At 38.2% G+C, this 15,344-nt stretch carries 14 protein-coding genes and 2 tRNA genes; 10 read left to right on the top strand and 6 right to left on the bottom strand.

Annotated features, from left to right (window positions below; all coding sequences use genetic code 11):
• Window positions 1-32: 32 nt before the first annotated feature.
• Window positions 33-728 (bottom strand): RNA chaperone ProQ, encoded by a 696-nt coding sequence (gene proQ, locus ACUXZ4_RS05325; protein WP_464972192.1) that lies wholly within the window; start codon window positions 726-728, stop codon window positions 33-35.
• A 196-nt stretch (window positions 729-924) separates the two neighbouring features.
• Here proQ and lysC point away from each other — a divergent pair, with 196 nt between their 5' ends.
• Complete coding sequence (gene lysC, locus ACUXZ4_RS05320; protein ID WP_464972191.1) at window positions 925-2,277, top strand: lysine-sensitive aspartokinase 3; 1,353 nt, start codon at window positions 925-927, stop codon at window positions 2,275-2,277.
• Window positions 2,278-2,326: 49 nt separating this feature from the next.
• Here lysC and rnhA read toward each other — a convergent pair whose 3' ends face one another.
• Window positions 2,327-2,797: a ribonuclease HI gene (rnhA, locus tag ACUXZ4_RS05315; RefSeq protein ID WP_464972190.1), complete on the bottom strand. Its 471-nt coding sequence runs from the start codon at window positions 2,795-2,797 to the stop codon at window positions 2,327-2,329.
• A gap of 68 nt (window positions 2,798-2,865) precedes the next feature.
• Between rnhA and dnaQ the strand changes: the two genes are divergently transcribed.
• The 7 genes from dnaQ (at window position 2,866) to der (ending at window position 9,222) form a co-directional block, all read left to right on the top strand.
• Window positions 2,866-3,651 (top strand): DNA polymerase III subunit epsilon, encoded by a 786-nt coding sequence (gene dnaQ / locus ACUXZ4_RS05310; protein ID WP_464972189.1) that lies wholly within the window; start codon window positions 2,866-2,868, stop codon window positions 3,649-3,651.
• Window positions 3,652-3,740: 89 nt separating this feature from the next.
• A tRNA-Asp gene (locus ACUXZ4_RS05305) sits at window positions 3,741-3,817 on the top strand.
• 27 nt (window positions 3,818-3,844) lie between these two features.
• A tRNA-Asp gene (locus tag ACUXZ4_RS05300) sits at window positions 3,845-3,921 on the top strand.
• 400 nt (window positions 3,922-4,321) lie between these two features.
• Window positions 4,322-5,377, top strand: coding sequence for an NAD(P)-dependent alcohol dehydrogenase (locus tag ACUXZ4_RS05295; RefSeq protein ID WP_464972188.1), 1,056 nt, complete (start codon window positions 4,322-4,324; stop codon window positions 5,375-5,377).
• Between the two features lie 53 nt (window positions 5,378-5,430).
• On the top strand, window positions 5,431-6,360 hold the full coding sequence (locus ACUXZ4_RS05290; RefSeq protein ID WP_464972187.1) for a GTP-binding protein: 930 nt from the start codon (window positions 5,431-5,433) through the stop codon (window positions 6,358-6,360).
• Between the two features lie 137 nt (window positions 6,361-6,497).
• On the top strand, window positions 6,498-7,559 hold the full coding sequence (yedE, locus tag ACUXZ4_RS05285; protein WP_464972186.1) for a YedE family putative selenium transporter: 1,062 nt from the start codon (window positions 6,498-6,500) through the stop codon (window positions 7,557-7,559).
• Window positions 7,560-7,701: 142 nt separating this feature from the next.
• Window positions 7,702-9,222 (top strand): ribosome biogenesis GTPase Der, encoded by a 1,521-nt coding sequence (gene der, locus ACUXZ4_RS05280; protein WP_464972185.1) that lies wholly within the window; start codon window positions 7,702-7,704, stop codon window positions 9,220-9,222.
• A 55-nt stretch (window positions 9,223-9,277) separates the two neighbouring features.
• Here the strand turns inward: der and ACUXZ4_RS05275 are convergent, their stop codons facing one another.
• From ACUXZ4_RS05275 to udk, 4 genes are read right to left on the bottom strand one after another with little or no spacing between them, the layout of a single operon-like run.
• The gene (locus ACUXZ4_RS05275; RefSeq protein WP_464972184.1) at window positions 9,278-10,456 is read right to left on the bottom strand and encodes a sugar transporter; all 1,179 of its coding nucleotides are present in this window, start codon (window positions 10,454-10,456) and stop codon (window positions 9,278-9,280) included.
• On the bottom strand, window positions 10,456-11,745 hold the full coding sequence (locus tag ACUXZ4_RS05270) for a hypothetical protein (protein ID WP_464972183.1): 1,290 nt from the start codon (window positions 11,743-11,745) through the stop codon (window positions 10,456-10,458). The genes ACUXZ4_RS05275 and ACUXZ4_RS05270 overlap by 1 nt, the downstream gene beginning before the upstream one ends.
• 1 nt (window position 11,746) lies before the next feature.
• Window positions 11,747-12,331 (bottom strand): dCTP deaminase, encoded by a 585-nt coding sequence (gene dcd, locus ACUXZ4_RS05265; protein WP_464972182.1) that lies wholly within the window; start codon window positions 12,329-12,331, stop codon window positions 11,747-11,749.
• 9 nt (window positions 12,332-12,340) lie between these two features.
• Window positions 12,341-12,982 (bottom strand): uridine kinase, encoded by a 642-nt coding sequence (udk, locus tag ACUXZ4_RS05260; protein ID WP_464972181.1) that lies wholly within the window; start codon window positions 12,980-12,982, stop codon window positions 12,341-12,343.
• Window positions 12,983-13,170: 188 nt separating this feature from the next.
• On the opposite strand from udk, the gene ACUXZ4_RS05255 reads away from it, so the two are divergent.
• Both ACUXZ4_RS05255 and ACUXZ4_RS05250 read left to right on the top strand, forming a co-directional pair.
• The gene (locus ACUXZ4_RS05255; protein WP_464972180.1) at window positions 13,171-14,211 is read left to right on the top strand and encodes an ABC transporter substrate-binding protein; all 1,041 of its coding nucleotides are present in this window, start codon (window positions 13,171-13,173) and stop codon (window positions 14,209-14,211) included.
• Window positions 14,212-14,296: 85 nt separating this feature from the next.
• On the top strand, window positions 14,297-15,334 hold the full coding sequence (locus tag ACUXZ4_RS05250) for an ABC transporter substrate-binding protein (protein ID WP_464972179.1): 1,038 nt from the start codon (window positions 14,297-14,299) through the stop codon (window positions 15,332-15,334).
• Window positions 15,335-15,344 lie beyond the last annotated feature (10 nt).

The following is a 15,344-nucleotide window of genomic DNA, read 5'->3' as shown; positions in this document are numbered from 1 at the left end:
TTAATGCTGCTTGCGCAGCATTATGAAATAAATTATGCAAACAAACGATCCGCTGCAATATTAACAACTAAACCATTGTCTAACTGCACACGTGCAGAATCTTTCATTGTTTGTAGCACAACAGCATTTTTCACACTATCGCCTACTTTGACTTTAACTTTGCCACCTTCTTGCAAATCATCCAAAGAAACTGCGGTTAATTTCGGCATCGTTTTTTTATTCGCCATTGGTTTCTTAGCGAATTTTGCATTTTTATCGACCTGTGGTTTACGTGCTGGACGTTTTTTCACTTGTTCTTTGTTTGCTGCGCGTTTTTCTGCTAATTTCGCTTTAGCTTCCGCTAGCTGTTGTTGCGCATGCTCAACATGCTCTTGCTCTAGTACACCCGCTGGATTACCTTGCAAATCCACGCGAACAGCACCTAAACGACAACCATGTAAATAGCGCCAATTTGATGTGTATTGACGCAAAACGTGGCGTAATTGTGTTTTACTCACATTATCATCATCAGCCAATGCTTCTGCTAAATCTTGGAATAAACCAATTTTTAATGGCTTAGCTTCCCCCTCAACTGAAAAGCATAAAGGGAATTTTTCGGCTAAATAAGCAATCACTTCTTTATTTGACCATTTGCCGCTCACTTCTTCTGTGGCGGTTTCTGTTGATAACGCTTGTTGTTCAGTTTCAGCAATTTCAACTTCTTGATTTTGGACTTGTTGTTCCGTCATTTATGAAAACCTTTAAATAAAAAATTCCGCGTATTCTACCGCACTTTGTCAAATCTACGCAATATTTAGGCAAGTAAATTTCCTTTTCAGGCAAGCCACTCTCTCGATTATCTAAACGATTCTTAAAAAATATTGACAATGTCTAATGAAACCGCTATTTCTATGCCTATCTATTATTATTTTGGGAGAAAAACTTATGCCTCATTTATCAGTAGCAAAATTTGGCGGAACAAGTGTTGCCAATTTCAATGCAATGGTGTCCTGTGCCAAAATTATCATGGCAGATCCAAACACACGTGTGGTTATTTTGTCTGCTTCAGCAGGCGTGACCAATTTATTAGTTGAGTTAGCAAAAGGCGTTGACAGCGTACAACGTGAAAAATTAATCGGTGAAGTGCGTCAAATTCAAGAAAACATTTTATCTGAATTAAAAGATGATGCTTTGGTTCGTCCCGAAATTGAACGCTTATTACAAAATATATCTTCTCTTGCTGAAGCGGCAAGTCTTGCTACTTCTTTAGCATTAACAGACGAATTAATTAGCCATGGTGAGATGATGTCAACACGTTTATTTGTGGAAATTCTACGCGAATTAAACGTGCAATCCACTTGGATTGATGTCCGAACAATTGTGGCAACAGATAGCCATTTTGGTAAAGCAAGACCAAATGATGAACAAACCCAGAAAAATAGTGACAATATTTTAAAACCACTCATTGATCGCGGAGAACTTATTATTACACAAGGTTTTATCGGTCGTGATCCACAAGGCAAAACCACTACTTTAGGTCGCGGTGGCTCAGATTATTCTGCTGCACTGATTGCGGAAGTATTAAATGCGAAAGAAGTCTTAATTTGGACTGATGTAGCGGGCATTTATACAATAGATCCTCGTATTGCACCAAATGCGCAACGTATTGATACTATGAGTTTTGCCGAAGCTGCTGAGATGGCAACTTTTGGTGCAAAAGTACTACATCCAGCGACCTTACTTCCCGCGGTAAGAAGCAATATTCCTGTTTATGTTGGTTCAAGTAAAGCACCTGAAGATGGTGGCACTTGGGTAACTCGTGATCCACAACCTCGCCCAACATTTCGCGCTATTGCATTACGCCGAGATCAAACTTTGCTTACCTTATCCAGCTTAAATATGCTTTATGCGCAAGGATTTTTAGCTAATGTATTCAATATCTTAGCGAAATATAAAATTTCTGTTGATACCATTACCACATCAGAAGTAAGTGTCGCACTGACATTAGATAAAACAGGTTCAGCTTCTGCTGGCACTGATTTACTTTCTAACGAATTACTAACAGAATTGAGCGAAGTATGCACCGTAAAAGTGGATACGGGATTATCTCTCGTCGCCTTAATTGGTAACGATTTACATATTTCCGCAGGGATTGCGAAACGTATTTTCTCATCGTTAGAACAATATAGCATCAGAATGATTAGCTATGGTGCAAGCACAAATAATGTATGTACACTTGTGCAAAGTTCGCAAGCAGATGACGTTGTTCGTCAACTACATAAAGAATTATTTGAGTAATAAAACAGAAAGTGCGGTCAAAAACGTAAGCTTTTTTAACCGCACTTTTTTATTTATCTTCTGGCTGATAGCCAACATCTTGTAAGGTCGGGTTTTCGGCGCCTTGCTTAGCCAACTGATCGCAAATTTCATTTTCAATATGCCCGGCATGCCCTTTGACCCACTGCCAATGAATTTGATGCGCTTGAATGGCTTGATCCAATGCAATCCACAAATCCTGATTTTTTACCGCTTTGCCTGAACTGGCTTTCCAATTATTCTTTTTCCAATTAAAAATCCATTGTGTAATGCCATTTTTCATATATTGGCTGTCACTATAAATGGTCACGATACAAGGTTCTTTCAGGCTATTTAATGCTTCCGTTACCGCCAGCAATTCCATACGATTATTGGTGGTGAGGAAATAACCTTTTGAAATACGCTTTTCATGTTGTTTATAACGTAGCAATATTCCTATACCTCCCGCACCGGGATTACCTAAGCAAGAACCATCGGTAAAAATTTCAATTTGTTTTGGCATAATCTGTTACAATAAAATCAAAGTGCGGTGATAATACCGCAAATTTTTGCAAATAAATAGAAAAGAATATGAAAGTTGAAATTGATAGTAATCGCCAAATTGTACTGGATACTGAAACCACAGGGATGAACCAATTTGGTGCGCATTATGAAGGCCATTGCATTATTGAAATTGGTGCGGTCGAAATGATTAATCGACGTTATACAGGAAAAAAATTGCACCTTTATATTAAACCCGATCGTCCAGTTGATCCGGAAGCCATCAAAGTACATGGTATTACAGATGAAATGTTAGCCGACAAGCCTGATTTTCCTGCTGTTGCACAGGAATTTATTGATTTTATCAAAGGTGCTGAACTACTTATTCATAATGCCCCCTTCGATGTTGGCTTTATGGATTATGAATTTAGTAAACATGGTATTCAACTCAAAACAGATGATATTTGCCAAGTAACAGATACCTTGATGCTAGCTCGTCAAATGTATCCAGGAAAACGCAATAGTTTAGACGCACTTTGCGATCGTCTTGCCATTGATAACAGTAAGCGTACATTGCATGGTGCGTTACTGGATGCGGAAATCTTGGGTGATGTTTATCTTGCTATGACAGGGGGGCAAACCAACTTATTTGATGAAGCGGAAAATGAACCCACCACAGTTGTAACCCCATCTGAAGTCACTAAAAGTGCGGTGGATTTTGCACAAGATTTACCTGTCACTCAAATGAGTGAACAAGAAATTGAAGCTCACATGGCATATTTGCAATTCATCCATAAAAAAAGTAAGAAAGGGGGTAACAATTGCATTTGGCTAGATCGACTCAATTTACTTCCTTCTGAAGAAAATAAGGGTTAATGCGAACATTAATTAAGCAAATAAGATAAATTTCACAAAGAAAGATTGACAGTTTCTCTGTTCATGATTATTATGCGTTCCACCAGTGCGGAGTGGTAGTTCAGCTGGTTAGAATACCTGCCTGTCACGCAGGGGGTCGCGGGTTCGAGTCCCGTCCATTCCGCCAATTTCAAAGTGCAATTCCCTATTATACGGAGTGGTAGTTCAGCTGGTTAGAATACCTGCCTGTCACGCAGGGGGTCGCGGGTTCGAGTCCCGTCCATTCCGCCAATTCACTTTGAATCCATCCCATTTTCTAAGCAAATTCATCAACTAAATTTTATCTTTTATTAATTAATTTTAATAGCTCCTAAATTTTTGATTTAAAACAAAAAATCTTCAAAATAATTAAAAAATCTTTCATTTTGCTATTTAACTATTTTGAGTTAACGTTTAGAATAAAACCCAAGTTGTTATTCAAGATTTTATTTTCTTTTTTCCTTTCTCGGTCTCTTTTACTTTTCTACTTGAATACCTATTAGTGAATGGATGTAGTGATTAACGAAGATTATTTACTCTCACTGACTAAAACCATAACTAAAATACCAAATTCTATGTTGTTGGTTATGCCGACAATAGAAAATTTAACTTTATTATTTTTTAACTTTCAAATTTAAATAAGGAGATTCTTATGAAAGGCTTTGCAATGTTAGGTATTGGAAAAACAGGTTGGATTGAAAAAGAACGCCCAGCTTGTGGTCCTTTAGATGCAATCGTTCGTCCTCTAGCATTATCCCCATGTACATCTGATACTCACACAGTATGGGCTGGCGCATTGGGTGATCGCCACAATATGATTTTAGGCCATGAAGGCTGCGGTGTTGTTGAAGAAGTCGGTGCTTTAGTAAAAGACTTCAAACCAGGCGATCGCGTTATGGTTGCAGCAATCACACCAGACTGGGGTTCAATTGAAGCACAAGGTGGCTATCCAATGCACTCAGGCGGTATGCTATCTGGCTGGAAATTCTCAAACTTCAAAGACGGTGTATTTGGCGAATTTTTCCACGTAAATGAAGCAGATGCGAACTTAGCACATTTACCAGATTCTATCAGCCCAGAAGAAGCATGTATGCTTTCAGATATGGTGCCAACTGGTTTCCATGGCGTTGAATTAGCAGAAGTTGAATTCGGTGATACCGTATTAGTTGTAGGTATTGGTCCTGTTGGTTTAATGTCTGTTGCTGGTGCTGCTTTACGTGGTGCTTCACGCATTATCTGTGTGGGTACTCGCAAAATCTGCCAAGATGTAGCACGTGGTTATGGTGCAACTGATTTCATCAGCTACAAAGATGGCCCTATCGATGAACAAGTATTAAAATTAACAAATGGTAAGGGTGTTGATAAAGCGATTGTTGCAGGTGGTGAAGTCGATACTTTCGAACCAGTAATCAAATGCTTAAAACCAGGTGGTAAAATCGGTAACGTTAACTATTTAGGTGAAGGCTTATATGTCAACATCCCTCGTGCTGAATGGGGTGTGGGTATGGGTCACAAACAAATCAATGGTGGTTTAATGCCTGGTGGTCGTCGTCGCTTAGAAAAATTAGCAAGTCTAATTGAATGTGGAAAATTAGATGTAAAACCACTCATCACACATAGATTCAAAGGCTTCGAGCACGTTGAAGACGCTTTAATGTTGATGAAAGATAAACCAGCAGATTTAATTAAACCTGTTGTTGTTCTATAATTTTACTTGTTTAGGCAGGGAGTGATCCCTGCCTTATTTTTTCAGGGCTGTATATGAAAATTATAATTGTATCGGGATTTCTTGGCGCAGGAAAAACAAGCTTTATCCAAGAAATGATAAAAAAAACAGGGAAACGATTTGCAATAGTTGAAAATGAATTCGGTACATTAGGCTTTGATGGTGAATTACTAAAAAATCAAAATGAAGACCTCAAAGTTTGGGAATTAACTGAAGGCTGTATTTGTTGCTCTCTCGGTTTAGATTTCACCTATTCCATCTTAACCATCGCCAACTCCATTAATCCAGATTATTTAATCATTGAACCAAGCGGTGTAGCTTGGCCGAGCAAAATTATTCGTCAATTAGAAAAAATCACTTACGAGCAAATTCAATTTGCACCACCGATTACGATTGTTGATGGTAAACATTATCGTGAAAGTAGACAAAAATTCCCTGACTACTTCAAAGATCAACTTTCGGTTGCAGGAACCATTGTTGTTAGTAAAGCAGAATCATTTTCTGATGAAGATTTCACCGCACTTAAAGCTGATCTCAATCTTTCTGAAGATATCTTATTCCCCGCGCAAGCTTATCAAAACTGGCACGAAGATATTTGGCATGAAGTGTTATCACGCGAAGTAAGCGTTGATTCAAAATCTGACGATAAGCAAGTTTTTCTCTCATTCAGAAGCATTGAAAATCAAAAGAAAAATGATTTAGAAAATATTGGCTTGCAACAAATACACTTACCTAGTGTTGAGCAACTTGCACATACATTATTGCTTTTAACCAGTGGAATTTGTGGCAAGGTAGCTCGCGTGAAAGGATATTGCGAAATCAATAACCAGTGGATTAAATTTGATATGGTGGATAAAGAATATGCCATTACTGGTTGTGAGCCTATGCAAAATCAAGGTGCAGTGGTTATTGGACTCAATCTCAATCGACAATTAATCCAAGATTTATTCTTTGCAAGTAAATAGATGATATTTTTGATTTAGCACAAACTTTTATCATAAATTTATTTATTCCCTATTTATATTAGATAAAATACCCTTGTTTTAATAAGTTATGATTAAAACAAATAATTTGATTAACTAGATATCACAAGGGTTTCATTATGAAAATTTCAAAATGGCCTGTGGTTGCAGGTGCTGCACTTGGTATCGTTGCTCCACTTCTAACCTACAATGGCAATCCAGGTAATATGGGATTTTGTGCAGCTTGTTTCTTACGTGACACTGCAGGTTCCATCGGTCTTCATCAAGCTTCTCCACTTCAATATATTCGTCCAGAACTCATTGGTTTAATTCTTGGTGCTCTCATCATTTCTTTATTTAGCAAAGAATTCAAATCAAGAGGGGGATCATCGCCATTCATACGACTCGCTTTAGGCTTTTTCGCAATGCTAGGCGCGCTTATCTTTTTAGGTTGCCCATGGCGAGCTTATTTACGCTTAGGCGGAGGGGATCTCACTGCCATTGCGGGTATTGTGGGTTTATTTGTTGGTATCGTTGCTGGTACATTCTTCATTAATCGCGGATATTCACTCGGCAAATCCCAACCTCAACATAAAGCATTGGGTTTTATTCCTACGGTGATTGCTATCCTATTATTTATCGCTTTAATTACTCAATTCAGTTTTGGTGAAGGCCTGCCGTTCTATTTCTCACAAAAAGGACCTGGTTCTCAACATGCTAACCTCTGGCTTTCACTCTTTGCAGGTCTAGGATTGGGCGTCTTAATGCAAAAATCACGTTTCTGCACCGTAGGCGCATTTCGTAATATGATATTGCTTCGTGATCCAACCTTATTAACTGGTGTTATCGCTTTAGTTGTAGCGACACTTATCACCAATATGGTATTAGGTCAATTCCACTTAGGTTTTGAAAAACAACCTTTAGCACATAATCAATATCTTTGGAATTTTCTTGCCATGGTATTGTGTGGCCTTTGCTTCTCTTTAGGTGGCGGTTGTCCTGGCAAACACTTAGTACATTTAGGCGAAGGAGATAATGATTCTTCTATGTTCATTTTAGGCATGCTACTAGGTGGTGCAGCGGCACATCGATTAAGCTTAGCGGCTTCAGGTGCAGGCATTAGCCAATACTCCCCTTACGCATTGCTTGTTGGATTTATATTCTGTTTGTATATTGGCTTTACGAAAAAAGCCAGTGCCTAGTTCAAAAGTGCGGTGCAAAACTCACAAGTTTTCCACCGCGCTTTGAATTTATCCCCTCGTTGTTTCTCATCCGCTAGAAAATCCGCTATAATAGCCGATTATTTCATGCATAATTTTATGTAACTATTCTTTTGAGGTTTTTATGACAACGCCTGTAGTTGCACTCGTTGGTCGTCCAAATGTTGGAAAATCAACCCTATTCAATCGCTTAACACGCACTCGTGATGCCTTAGTCGCAGATTTTCCCGGCTTAACTCGAGATCGTAAATATGGTCAAGCCAATATTGCAGGCTATGATTTCATCGTCATTGACACTGGCGGTATCGATGGTTCTGAAGAAGGCGTTGAAGAAAAAATGGCGGAACAATCCTTACTAGCCATTGAAGAAGCCGATGTTGTTTTATTTCTAGTTGATGCTCGCGCAGGCTTAACTCCAGCAGATATCGGCATTGCCAACTATTTGCGCCAACGCCAAAATAAAACAACTGTTGTGGTTGCCAATAAAACTGACGGTATTGACGCCGATTCACATTGTGCCGAATTTTATCAATTAGGTTTAGGTGAAATTGCGCAAATCGCCGCTTCACAAGGACGCGGTGTCACACAATTAATTGAACAAGTTTTAGCACCATTTGCTGCACAGTTTAGTGAAGCAGATCAAAGTGCGGTACAAAATGAAGAAGATTCAGAACAAGATGAATGGGAACAAGAGTTTGATTTTTCAGATGAAAATGACACCGCGCTTTTAGACGAAGCATTAGATGAAGAACATCAAGCACCAGAAAATCAAAATATCAAGATTGCGATTGTAGGCCGCCCAAATGTCGGGAAATCTACCTTAACCAACCGCATTCTCGGCGAAGATCGTGTAGTGGTTTATGATATGCCAGGCACAACACGCGACAGTATTTATATTCCAATGGAACGTGATGGCCAGAAATACACTATTATTGATACTGCTGGCGTACGCAAACGCGGTAAAGTCCATTTAGCAGTAGAAAAATTTTCGGTCATCAAAACATTACAAGCCATTCAAGATGCCAATGTGGTCTTATTAACCATTGACGCACGTGAAGGTATTTCTGATCAGGATTTATCATTACTCGGCTTTATTCTGAACGCAGGGCGTTCGCTGGTCATTGTGGTCAACAAATGGGACGGATTAGATCAATCAGTGAAAGATCAAGTGAAATCAGAGCTCGATCGTCGTTTAGATTTTATTGATTTTGCTCGAGTACATTTTATTTCTGCCTTACATGGAAGTGGCGTAGGGAATTTATTTGAATCCGTACTGGAAGCTTATCAATGTGCGACGCAAAAAATGACCACTTCGCTACTCACTCGTATCTTACAGATGGCAACGGACGAACACCAACCACCAATGGCGGGCGGACGTCGTATTAAATTGAAATATGCGCACCCAGGTGGTTACAACCCACCAATCATTGTGGTGCATGGTAACCAAATGGATAAATTACCTGACAGTTACAAACGCTATTTATCCAATTATTATCGTCGTAGTTTGAAAATCATTGGCTCGCCAATTCGTTTGCAGTTCCAAGAAGGGAGCAATCCATTTGCAGGGAAACGCAATACCTTAACGCCTACGCAATTACGTAAACGTAAGCGCTTAATGAAATTTATTAAGAAATCAAAACGTTAACAAAAAACACCGCACTTTGATATATACCTAAAAGTGCGGTGTCTTTTTATGTACTTTATCTTCTTGGTCTGCGGTACATTAAATGCGTGATTACAAACACCAACATAGAAACCACGCCCAATATTGCCCCAATAAAGCCAATATCTTTTAATCCCATATGTTGCATTACTTGGTTACCAATTAAAGCGCCGCCGCCAATACCAATATTATAAATCCCCGAGAAAATGGAAGACGCCACATCAGTCGCATCAGGCGAAAGTTGTAGCACGCGCATTTGCAATCCCAATGTCATGGCTGAAATGCCAATTCCCCAAACAAAAATCAGCGCAAAGACCAACCATGTTGAAGTGCTTGCAAAATATAATAAGACAAGGGATAAAGTCACAATACCTAAAGCAAAAGTGATAAATTTAGCGGGGAAAAATCGGTAAATTCGTCCAAATAAGAAACTAGCCACAAAGCCCGCCAATCCAAAAACTAATAACATCAGTGTAGATAAGTTTTCACTTAACTGACTGATTTGTTTAGCAAAAGGTTCAATGTAACTATAAGCGGTAAAATGACCAGCCACAATAAACATTGTGGTGAAATAAGCGGCGATTAACAGAGGCCTTTTGATTAATAAAGGCAAACTTGACAAAGAACCAGCATTGCGACTAGGTAAACGAGGCAGTAAGTTCGCTAAAATTAACATAATGCTAAAAGCCGCAATACCAATCACAGCAAAGGTTGCACGCCAGCCTAACCATTGCCCAATGATCCGTCCAATTGGTAAGCCTAAAACCATCGCCATTGCTGATCCCATGGCAATCATCCCTAAAGCCTGTGTCTGTTTGCCTTGAGGCGCAATTCGCATTGCAAGAGAAGCCGTAATCGACCAAAAGACCGCATGCGCAAATGCAATCCCCATCCTTGATAGCAACAACACCCAATAATTCCAAGCAAATACGGATAACAGATGGCATAGCACAAATAAAACGAACAGTTTTAACAATAAACTACGACGTTCTAACTTCGATGTGGCTAACATCAGCGGTAATGACATTAACGACACAATCCATGCATAGACTGTCATCATCAACCCTGTTTGTGATAATGAAATATCAAAGCCTTGAGCGATATCAGACAATAACGCCACCGGAACAAATTCCGTCGTATTAAAAATAAAAGCGGCAAATGCCATTGCCGCTACTCGATAATAGCCGATTCGATCGACTTTATGCTGGGATAACATTATTTTAATTTTTCTCTAATAAAATCTTTTAATTGTTGACGAAAACTGCGGTTAATTTCCACCTTATATTCTAGTGAGTTGCAATTGCCAAAGAACCGCACTGGTAAGGCAACAAATTGATATTTCTTAGCCGCAATTTCTGTTTGTACATCACATTTATTTTGTGATAAATCAACGCTGCCTTTGCCTTTTAGGTCCAAATATTGATGATTAATATTCAAAGTACGAATATCAAGTTGATTATTTGCCCAAGACAATTCTGTATCCATTTGCTCAAAAGCCGTATCCATACCCGCCAAGGCATTTTCATCATAATTGATGGAAAGATATTGGCTAATTAAGGCGAGCAAATTTAGATTTCTAATTTTACCCTGCTCTACTCGAAGTATCGCATTGGCTGAAATTGGTTGGTTATGTAGCAATAAAATTTGCGCTTTAGTACTCGCCTTTCCTTCCGCTAAAACCGGTAAAGTAAATGCCTGCAACCAATTCGACAAATTGGCATTTTGAGCGATCACATGGAATTGTTGATTTTGTTGATCTGCAATGACGCCATCAATAACCACATTATCATCAATAGAAATATTTATTTTTTCAGGGGTGAGATTGGCATTAACAGTACCCAATACCACTTGATTAAGAGAAAATCCATCAGCCATTAAAGTATAATTATTTTGCTCAAAAGAAAAAATTCCCTTACCCAAACTAGCATGCCATTTATCTTGGTTTAACAAAGGCTTTTGCCACTGCACAATTGCATTTAAATAAGAAAAAGGCACATTATGCTTTGAAAGGCTGAACTTTGTTTTTAGTTGGATTTGAGCTTGTTTGGCATTTCTTGCACTAATATCCAGTTCAAAATCAGGTTGAATAACACGTCCCGCATTCCAATCAGCAATAATCTTATCTTTATCAGATAAAGATAATGAATGTGCAGTAAGCGTACCATCAATCTGATCCAGAATAAGAGATTGGTTTGCGTTCCATAATTTCCCTTGTGTTATTTGGATTAACTCAAGTTTTACTTCGCCCCACAATAAAGACCAAAGTGATAAAGTGAAATTCAGATTTTTAGCTTGGAACTCGGAGGCATTTTGCGGATAAAGGTAGCGCACATCCGTTAAATTCAATGCGGTCGGCAACAAATTAAGCGCTACTGATTTCACTTCTAACTGATTTTTAGCCAAAAGTGCGGTTAAATTTTTCTCAATTTTGCCTTTTTGCCAAAAGAGTAAAGCAAAAAAGGCAAGGATTAAAATCAATAATCCTATGCCTATTTTTTTCAACATATTACTTATCCTGATTAATACGGCTTGCCACTGCACTTTGTTGATGTTTATATTTTGCATCAACTCGGCTAGTATAAGGTCGCGCCGCATGACCGCTTAAAACTTCAAAACTCAATGCGCCAATAATCATATTTGGGCGTAGTGCAAGCGGCAGTTTACCCGAATTATAGAATTCCAATACAATTTTTCCTTCCCAGCCCGGATCAATACGATGCGCGGTAACATGCACCATCAACCCTAAACGTGCCAGAGAAGAGCGTCCATCTAACCAACCAATAATATTAGAAGGAAGTTTTACACTTTCTAATGTCGTTGCCAAAGCTAACATACCGGGATGAAGAAAAAATGCTTCATCATCGCCAATAATAATTTCATCGCTCATCACAAGATCAAGCTGTGCGGCGACTTCTTCTTTTGGCCCACTGACATCAATAAAAGGTGCACAATGTTCACGAAAAACGCGGAATGAATTGCCTAAACGTAAATCAATAGTTGCACCATTGATTTTGCTATTATCTGGGCGAGGAGAAAGTTCGATGATCTTATCATCTAAATAGCGTTCAATATCCACATCACACAATCTCATTTTTCTCTCCTATCGTCCTAATAATTTCAAAATTTGTGCTTTTAACATATTAATTGCCACTCGGTTTTTTCCACCACGAGGAATAATTACATCTGCGTATTGTTTTGAAGGTTCAATAAACTGTAAAAACATAGGGCGAACTGTTGCACGATATTGATCAATAATGGATTCCATTGAACGCCCACGCTCCACTATATCTCGTTGTAAACGACGAATAAAACAGATATCTAATGGCGTATCCACGAAAACTGACATTGACACTTCTTGGCGAACGCGTTCATCCGTTAACAGTAAAATCCCTTCTAAAATCACAATTTTACGAGGGGTGAAGTGAATGACTTCTGAAGAACGATTATGCACAGCATAATTATAAACAGGAATATCAACCGCTTCACCTTGTTTTAAAGCTTTCAAGTGAGAGATTAATAATTCTCTATCCATGGAATTTGGGTGGTCATAATTGGTTTTAGTACGAGTTTCAAAATCCAAATGGCTTTGATCTTTGTAATAACAATCCTCAGAAATAATGCCAATATCGGCACAGCCCAATTCATCGCATAATTCTTTATGTACAGTGGAAGCAATCAGACTTTTTCCTGACGCTGAAGCACCCGCGATGGCGATAATAATACAAGATGAATTTTGTGGCATATATCCATTCCCAAATAGCAGTAAATAACTGCTTATTATAAAGAAAAATAGGACTATTTAACAGTTTATCAACTAATTTTTAACCAAATTAGTTTTTTGTGATATAGCTCACTGTATTTTCTTATGAAATCAATTAATATGCTACATAATCTCACCCCTAATCTTATTTTCAATCGACGAGGTTATATATGAAATTGAAAAAACTTTCTCTTACAATTTCCACCGCACTTTTAGGTGCTGGCTTAATGTTATCTGCTCAAGCACAAGCTAAAGGTCGCTTGGTTGTTTACTGTAGTGCTACAAATGAAATGTGTGAAGCAGTCACGCAAGAATTTGGTAAACAATATGACGTAAAAACAGCTTTTATCCGCAATGGTTCTGGTAGTACTTTTGCGAAAGTAGAAGCTGAAAAAAATAACCCACAAGCTGATGTGTGGTACGGAGGTACATTTGACCCACAAGCACAAGCTGCAGAAATGGGCTTATTAGAAGCTTATCGTTCAAAACATATTGATGATGTAGTAGAAAAATTCCAAGATCCAGCCAAAGTCAAAGGAAACTATACATCTGCCATTTATATGGGCATTTTAGGATTTGGCGTCAATACTGAGCGTTTGAAAAAATTAGGTATTAATGAAGTACCAAAATGCTGGAAGGATTTAACTGATCCGCGTCTAAAAGGCGAAATCCAAATTGCAGATCCACAAAGCTCAGGTACAGCTTATACTGCTATCGCAACCTTTGTACAACTTTGGGGTGAAGAGCACGCCTTTAACTACTTTAAACAATTACATCCAAACATTTCACAATATACAAAATCAGGTATCACACCATCCAATAATACAGCACGTGGTGAAGCGACTATTGGGATTGGTTTCTTACATGATTATGCCGTTCAAAAACAAGCTGGAGCACCAATTGAAATGGTAGTACCTTGTGAAGGAACTGGTTATGAATTAGGTGGCCTAAGTATTATTAAAGGTTCTCGCAATATCGATAATGCAAAACAATTTGTTGACTTCGTTTTATCTAAGGAGGGACAAGAAGTCGCATGGCGTAAAGGTAATTCTCACCAAACATTAACCAATACAAAAGCAGAACAATCACCAACAGCATTTGATCCAACCAAATTAAACTTAATCAATTATGATTTTGAAAAATATGGTGAAACCACTGAACGTAAAAGATTAATTGAAAAATGGGTGCAAGAAATCAAACTTGCTCAATAAACTAAAAGTGCGGTAAAAATCCGCACATTTTTTCATTCATGTGAGCTAACAACTCACTTTTTCCAAATCAAATAAGGAGAAAACAATGAAACTTTCAAAAATTGCTTTGACTTTATCCGCCACGTTATTAGGCAGTTTAGCCTTTATGACTAATGCATCAGCCAAAGGGCGACTAGTTGTTTATTGTAGTGCTCAAAATATTGTTTGTGAAAAAGAAGTTCAAGCATTTTCTAAAAAGTACAATATAGACGCCAAGTTTATTCGTAATAGTTCAGGCAGTACATTAGCTAAAATAAAAGCTGAAGAAAATAATCCAGAAGCAGATGTATGGTATGGAGGTACTTTTGATACTCACTCACAAGCTGCAGAAATGGGACTATTAACGCCTTATCAATCTCCTAAACTATCTGAAGTAATGCCACAATTTAAAGATCCTGGAAAATTAAAAGGAAACTATAGCTCTGTAGTTTATATGGGAGTACTAGGTTTTGGTGTAAACACTGAAAGGCTAAAAAAACTTGGTATAAATGAAACACCCAAATGCTGGAAAGATTTGTTAGACCCTCGCTTAAAAGATGAGGTTCAAATAGCAGATCCTCAAAGTGCTGGTACTGCTTATACTGCTATAGCTACATTTGTTCAACTATGGGGAGAAGAGAAAGCCTTTGAATATTTGGGTGCACTTGATAAAAATATTTCACAATATCCAAAAGCAGGAACGGCCCCATCAAGAAATTCCGCAAGAGGAGAAACTACCATTGGAATTGGTTTCTTACAAAACTATTCTTTTGAACGAGAAAATGGTGCTCCACTTGAAGTTATCGTACCATGTGAAGGGACAGGTTATGAACTTGGCGGAGTGAGTATCATTAAAAATGCAAGAAATTTAGAAAATGCGAAACTATTTGTTGATTGGGTAATGTCAAAAGAGGCCCAAGAATTATCTTGGAAAGAAGCACAATCACATCACGTATTAACAAATATACACGCAACTCCATCTCCTTATACATTGAAACCTGGAGAATTAAAGTTAATAAACTATGATTTCAGTACATTTGGTTCGAGTGAAAAACGTAATGCTCTCATTCAAAAATGGGTTACCGAAATCAAATTAGCACAATAGCTTTTTCTTT

It is taken from the genome of Reella acinonychis, assembly GCF_052828705.1.
The sequence above is the reverse complement of the archived record's forward strand: the minus strand, read 5'-3'. Positions and strand labels throughout refer to the sequence as shown.